At 60.0% G+C, this 6,321-nt stretch carries 2 protein-coding genes; both read left to right on the forward strand.

From position 1 onward, the window contains the following. The first annotated feature begins 147 nt into the window (after positions 1 to 147). A complete protein-coding gene (recC, locus tag D6877_RS02780; protein ID WP_130909765.1) occupies positions 148 to 3,600 on the forward strand; it encodes an exodeoxyribonuclease V subunit gamma in 3,453 nt (1,150 codons plus the stop codon). Continuing rightward, on the forward strand, positions 3,597 to 6,321 hold a 2,725-nt coding region (recB, locus tag D6877_RS02785), incomplete at its 3' end, for an exodeoxyribonuclease V subunit beta (RefSeq protein WP_130909766.1). The genes recC and recB, both read left to right, overlap by 4 nt.

Raw genomic sequence — 6,321 nt, forward strand, 5'->3', positions numbered from 1 at the left:
TCCGAAACCCCAATTGCGAAAGCAGTTGGGGTTTTGTTTTGCCTGCGAGAAAGTTCTTACAGCCTTTGCAGACCTCGTCCGGCTGTCACAGCCGGCCGACAATGCTAAGGTTCTGCCTCGGCTTTAGCGATTTTCCAAGGAATCCATATGTCGGACGCCCAGTCCCTCAACGCTGCATTCATGGTGGTTCAGAGCAACAGTCTCGATGAGCTGCGCAGCCTTGTGGTCAGCATCATGCGGCGCTACCCACTGGCACCCCTGGAAAACGAAATCGCGTTGGTGCAAAGCAACGGCATCGCTCAATGGCTCAAACTGGCACTGGCCGAGGATCCCGAAGGCGACGACCTTGGCGGTTGCGGGATCGCTGCGGCGATTGACGTGCAACTACCCGGCAGTTTCATGTGGCAGCTGTATCGCATGGTATTGGGACGGGAAGAGATTCCAGCGAAATCCCTGCTCGATAAAGCACCGCTGACCTGGCGTCTGATGCGCCTCTTGCCACAGGTAATCGACCGCCGACATTTTGAGCCGCTGCAACGCTTCCTCACCCACGACGGCGACCTGCGCAAGCGCTATCAGTTGTCGGAGCGTCTCGCCGATCTGTTTGACCAATATCAGGTATACCGGGCCGACTGGCTCGAAGATTGGGCGGACGGCCGCCACCAACTGCGTAATGTGCGAGGTGAAATAAAGCCGCTGCCACCGACCAGCTGCTGGCAGGCCGAGTTGTGGCGAGCGCTGCTGGATGACGTCGGCGAACAAGGCATGGCGCAGAGTCGTGCCGGCGTGCATCAACGCTTCATGGAGCGAATCAACACCCTTGATGAGGCTCCGGCTGCGCTGCCACCACGCGTGATCGTCTTCGGTATTTCTTCATTGCCCGCGCAGGTACTTGAAGCGCTGGCCGGTCTGGCACGTTTCAGCCAGGTGCTGCTTTGCGTACATAACCCTTGTCGCCATCACTGGGCCGATATCGTCGCCGACAAGGATCTGCTGCGGCATCAATACAAACGGCAACAGCGCAAAAGCGGGATGCCCGCCGTGCTTGATGCCGAGACCCTGCATCAGCACGCGCATCCGTTGCTGGCCGCTTGGGGCAAGCAAGGTCGCGACTATATCAACCTGCTCGACAGCTACGACGATCCCAACAGCTACCGCGCAGCCTTTCGTCACGGACGCATCGACCTGTTCAGCGAAGCCCAACCCCACAACATGCTTAACCAGCTTCAGGACGACATTCTGGAGTTACGTCCACTCAACGAGACACGCGAACTCTGGCCTGCGGTCGATGCAACCCAAGACCATTCAATACGTTTTCACATCGCCCACAGCGCCCAGCGTGAAGTCGAGATCCTGCACGATCAACTCCTGGCGCGTTTCAGTGCCGACCCGGATCTGCGCCCGCGAGATGTGATCGTCATGGTCCCGGATATCGACAGCTATGCACCGCATATCCGCGCAGTTTTCGGTCAGCTCGATCGATTTGACCCGCGCTTCATTCCGTTCACTTTGGCGGATCAGGGCCAGCGTGGCCGCGATCCGTTACTAATCGCAGTCGAGCACCTGCTCAAGCTTCCGGACAGCCGTTTCCCAGTCAGTGAGATCCTCGACTTGCTCGATGTTCCAGCCCTGCGCGCTCGCTTTGGCGTAGAAGAACGCGATCTGCCAACTCTGCACCGCTGGATCGAAGGCGCCGGCGTGCGTTGGGGCATGAGCGCGGAGCAACGGGCCGGTCTCGGATTGCCAGAGGAACTGGAGCAGAACAGCTGGCATTTCGGCCTGCGCCGAATGCTGCTGGGGTACGCCGTCGGCAGTGCCGAGGCATGTGCAGGTATAGAACCTTACGATGAAATTGGTGGGCTTGATGCTGCCCTGATCGGTCCACTGGTGGCTCTGCTGGATGCCTTGGAAATCGCTCACCAGCAACTCACGCAACCGGCTCAACCAAAAGAGTGGGGGCTGCGCTTGCAGGCGCTGATGCAAGTGTTTTTCCAAGCCAGCAACGAGCATGACGATTATCTGCTGACCCAGTTGGAGGAGCTTCGCGAGACCTGGCTGGAAACCTGCGAGGCGGTCGGGCTGACTGACGAACTGCCGCTGACTGTCGTGCGAGAAGCCTGGCTCGCCGGGCTGGATCAGGGCCGTTTGTCGCAACGATTCCTCGCCGGTGCGGTAAATTTCTGCACCTTGATGCCGATGCGTGCCATTCCTTTCAAACTGGTTTGTCTGCTGGGCATGAACGACGGCGATTATCCCCGCGCGCAACCACCGCTGGACTTCGATCTGATGGGCAGCGATTACCGACCTGGGGATCGCTCACGACGTGAAGACGACCGCTACCTGTTACTCGAAGCGCTGTTGTCCGCACGTTCTCAGCTCTATATCAGTTGGGTCGGTCGCAGCATCCGTGACAACAGCGAACGACCTGCCTCGGTACTGATCGGCCAGTTGCGCGATCACCTCGCCAGCGGCTGGCGTTCAATCGACCCAAGCCAGGATCTGTTGGACGTGCTGACCGAAGAACATCCTCTGCAACCTTTCAGCGCCCGCTATTTCCACGAAGGCGAGCAACTGTTCAGCTACGCCAGCGAGTGGCAGGTGTTGCATCAAGAGAAAGCGCAGCAAAGCGAGGCGCCGTTACTCGCGCCGTATGTTCAGGAAGAACCGCTGACACTGGCTTTACTGCAGGACTTTCTGCGTAATCCGGTTCGGCATTTTTTCACACAACGTCTCAAGGTCTATTTCGAGGCGGCGCAAGCGCCGTTGGCAGATGAAGAACCTTTCGTGCTGGACGCCCTACAGCGCTACACGCTGAGCGACAGCTTGCTGGAAGCCGCACTGAGCCAGCCGGACAATATCGATCAGGCGCTGCAAGCCCGGGCGCTGCGCCTGCAAAACAGTGGCTTGTTGCCGATGGCTGGCTTTGGCGAATGTCTGCAGCGCGAGTTGATCGAACCGCTGCCGGATCTACTGCAGCGTTATCAACAGTTGCTGACGTTATGGCCGACGCCTTTGACCAGCGCAATCCCGGTCAGCCTCGACTTGCAAGCTGTGCGGCTGGAAGGCTGGCTCTCAAGCTTGCACCAACGTGCCGATGGCGGCCTGCTGTCAGTCACTACCATTCCCAACAGCATCGGCTCGATCAAAACGCGCAAGTGGCACCGGCTGACCAAACCGTGGGTCACTCATCTGATCGCCTGCGCCAGCGAGCATGCGTTGACCACGGCATTGGTCGCCAGTGACGACACATTGTTGCTTGAGCCAATGGAGCGAGACCGAGCGCTGCGTTTGCTCGGTGACCTGCTTCTTGCCTGGCAATCCGGAATGCGCCAACCCTTGCCGATTGCGATAAAAACCGCGTTCGCCTGGTTGTCTCAAACTGACCCGGTCAAAGCCGAAGCCGCTGCACGAAAAGCCTATGAAGGTGACGGCCAGACCAGCGAGGGCGAGCGGCGTGAAAGCCCGGCACTGCTCCGGCAATATCCCGACTTCGATGCATTGTTGGCAGACGAAACCTTCACCGGCTGGTGCGACGCCTTGTACCGCCCATTATTCGAAGCGCCCTGGCGTTCCTTGTCCAGCGAAGGTGCGCGCGCATGAGTACGAAAACACCGTTGGCTCTGGCCTTCCCGCTGCGCGGCAGTCAGTTGATCGAAGCAAGCGCCGGCACCGGAAAAACCTTTACGATCTCGGCACTTTATCTGCGGCTGATTCTCGGTCATGGCGGCGAGACAAGCGGTTTCGCACGCGAATTGCTGCCGCCGCAGATCCTCGTAGTGACGTTTACCGACGCTGCCACCAAAGAGCTGCGTGAACGCATTCGGACACGCTTGGCTGAGGCCGCGCGATTCTTCCGCGGTGAAATCACTGCCCCCGACGGACTGATTGCCGAGCTGCGCGATCAGTTCGATCCGCAGCAATGGCCGGGCTGTGCCAACCGCCTCGATATCGCAGCGCAGTGGATGGACGAAGCCGCTGTCTCGACCATTCACAGTTGGTGTCAGCGCATGCTGCGCGAGCATGCGTTCGACAGCGGCAGCCTCTTCACGCAATCCCTGGAAACCGATCACAGCGATTTGCTCGGCGAGGTGCTGCGCGATTACTGGCGACTGTTCTGTTATCCGATGCAGGGCGATGCGCTGAACTGGGTGCGCAGCAATTGGGGTGGCCCCGCAGCGTTGTTGCCTCGGGTGCGCGGCTTGTTCGCCAGCGAGCGTGACACCGCTGAAGGCAAGGTGCCGGCGGAGCTGATCGCCGAATGTTTGCTGGAGCGGCGAGCGGCGTTGGTCGAACTGAAAATGCCTTGGCGTGACTGGGCAGACGAGCTGCTTGCTCTGTGCCATGAGGGCGTGGCCAGCAAAACCGTCGATGGCCGCAAGATGCAGGCGCGTTATTTCGAGCCCTGGTTCGACAAGCTCAAGACCTGGGCCGCAGACGAATCGCTTGAGCAACTGGACATTGGCACCGGCTTCACCCGTCTGACACCCGAAGGCATGGCCGAGGCCTGGAAAGGCCAGGCCCCGAGTCATCCGGGGCTGGACGCCATGTCCGCACTCAAGTCGAGCCTCGACGCATTGCCGACACCCGATGCCGCTGTTCTGCAACACGCCGCCAAGTGGGTCGGTGCACGCTTTGAAGAAGAGAAGCGCCGTCGCGCAGAAATGGGTTTCGACGACATGCTGCTGCGTCTGGATGCCGCGCTTCAATCAGAGGGCGGCGAGCGCTTGGCGACACTGATCCGCGAGCAGTTCCCTGTCGCGCTGATCGACGAATTCCAGGACACCGATCCGGTGCAATACCGCATCTTCGAAAGCATCTACCGCATCGAAGACAATCACCCTGACACCGGCCTGTTCCTGATCGGCGACCCTAAGCAGGCGATCTACGCCTTTCGCGGTGCGGACATCTACACCTACCTGCGCGCACGTCAGGCCACCACCGGCCGCTTGCATACGCTCGGCACCAACTTCCGCTCCAGCCACGGTATGGTGACGGCGGTCAATCACGTATTCGAACGCGCCGAGTCCCGAGAGCAGGGACGCGGCGCGTTTTTGTTTCGCGAGAAAACCGGCGAAAACCCGGTGCCGTTCCTCCCGGTCGAGTCTCAGGGACGCAAGGAAACGCTGCGGATTGTCGGGCAAGACTTCGCGGCACTGAATGTCTGGCTATTGCCCAGCGATCAGCCGCTTTCTGGCGCGGTTTATCGTCAGCAAATGGCCGCCGCCTGCGCCAGTGAAATCACCGCACTGCTCAATGGCGGGCAAACCGGTAGCGCTGGTTTCGTTCAGGCAGATGACTTCAGAGGTCTGCGTCCTTCGGATATTGCGATCCTCGTCCGCGACGGTAAAGAAGCCCAGGCCGTACGCGCCGAACTCGCCGCCAGAGGAGTGCGCAGCGTTTATCTATCAGACAAGGATTCGGTGTTCGCCGCGCAAGAGGCGCACGATCTGCTGGCCTGGCTGAAGGCCTGCGCCGAACCCGATGTCGAACGTTCGCTGAAGGCTGCGCTGGCCTGCACTACCCTGGACCTGCCGCTGATCGAGCTGGAACGTCTGAACCAGGACGAGATGGTCTGGGAAGCCCGGGTCATGCAGTTCCGCGGCTATCGCGAACTGTGGCGTAAACAGGGCGTTCTGCCGATGTTGCGGCGCCTGCTTCACGACTTCCATTTGCCGCAAACCCTGATGCAGCGCAGTGACGGCGAGCGCGTACTGACCAACCTTTTGCACTTGTCGGAACTGATGCAGCAGGCCGCTGCTGAACTCGACGGTGAGCAAGCTTTGATCCGTCATCTGGCCGAGCTGCTGGCACTGTCCGGTCAGGCCGGTGAAGAGCAGATTCTGCGTCTGGAAAGCGACGAGCAACTGGTCAAAGTGGTGACCATCCACAAATCCAAGGGGCTGGAATATCCGCTGGTATTCCTGCCATTCATTTGCTCGGCGAAACCGGTGGATGGCAGCCGTCTGCCGTTGCATTACCACGACGTTGCGGGCAAGGCGCAGATCAGTCTCAAACCGACCGCCGAGCTGATTAGCCAAGCGGATGACGAACGACTCGCCGAGGATTTGCGGCTGCTGTATGTCGCGTTGACCCGTGCACAGCATGCCTGCTGGCTGGGCGTCACTGATCTCAAGCGCGGCAATAACAACAGCTCTGTGCTGCACCTGTCGGCGTTGGGTTACTTGCTGGGGGGCGGCGCCACTTTGGGCGAGTCCAGCGAATTGAACCGTTGGCTACGGGATCTGCAGCAAGACTGCCCGGCCATCGGCATCGGCGAAATGCCTCAGCCCACTGACGAGCATTACCAGCCGCCGCGCAATG

Origin of the sequence: Pseudomonas sp. Sample_9, assembly GCF_004307535.1 — a bacterium.
Classification (GTDB): Bacteria; Pseudomonadota; Gammaproteobacteria; order Pseudomonadales; family Pseudomonadaceae; genus Aquipseudomonas; species Aquipseudomonas mercuritolerans.

Bases quoted from the DNA above. Each gene is read 5' to 3' on its own strand.
- recC (WP_130909765.1), top strand. From the start codon at position 148: ATGTCGGACGCCCAGTCCCTCAACGCTGCATTCATGGTGGTTCAGAGC.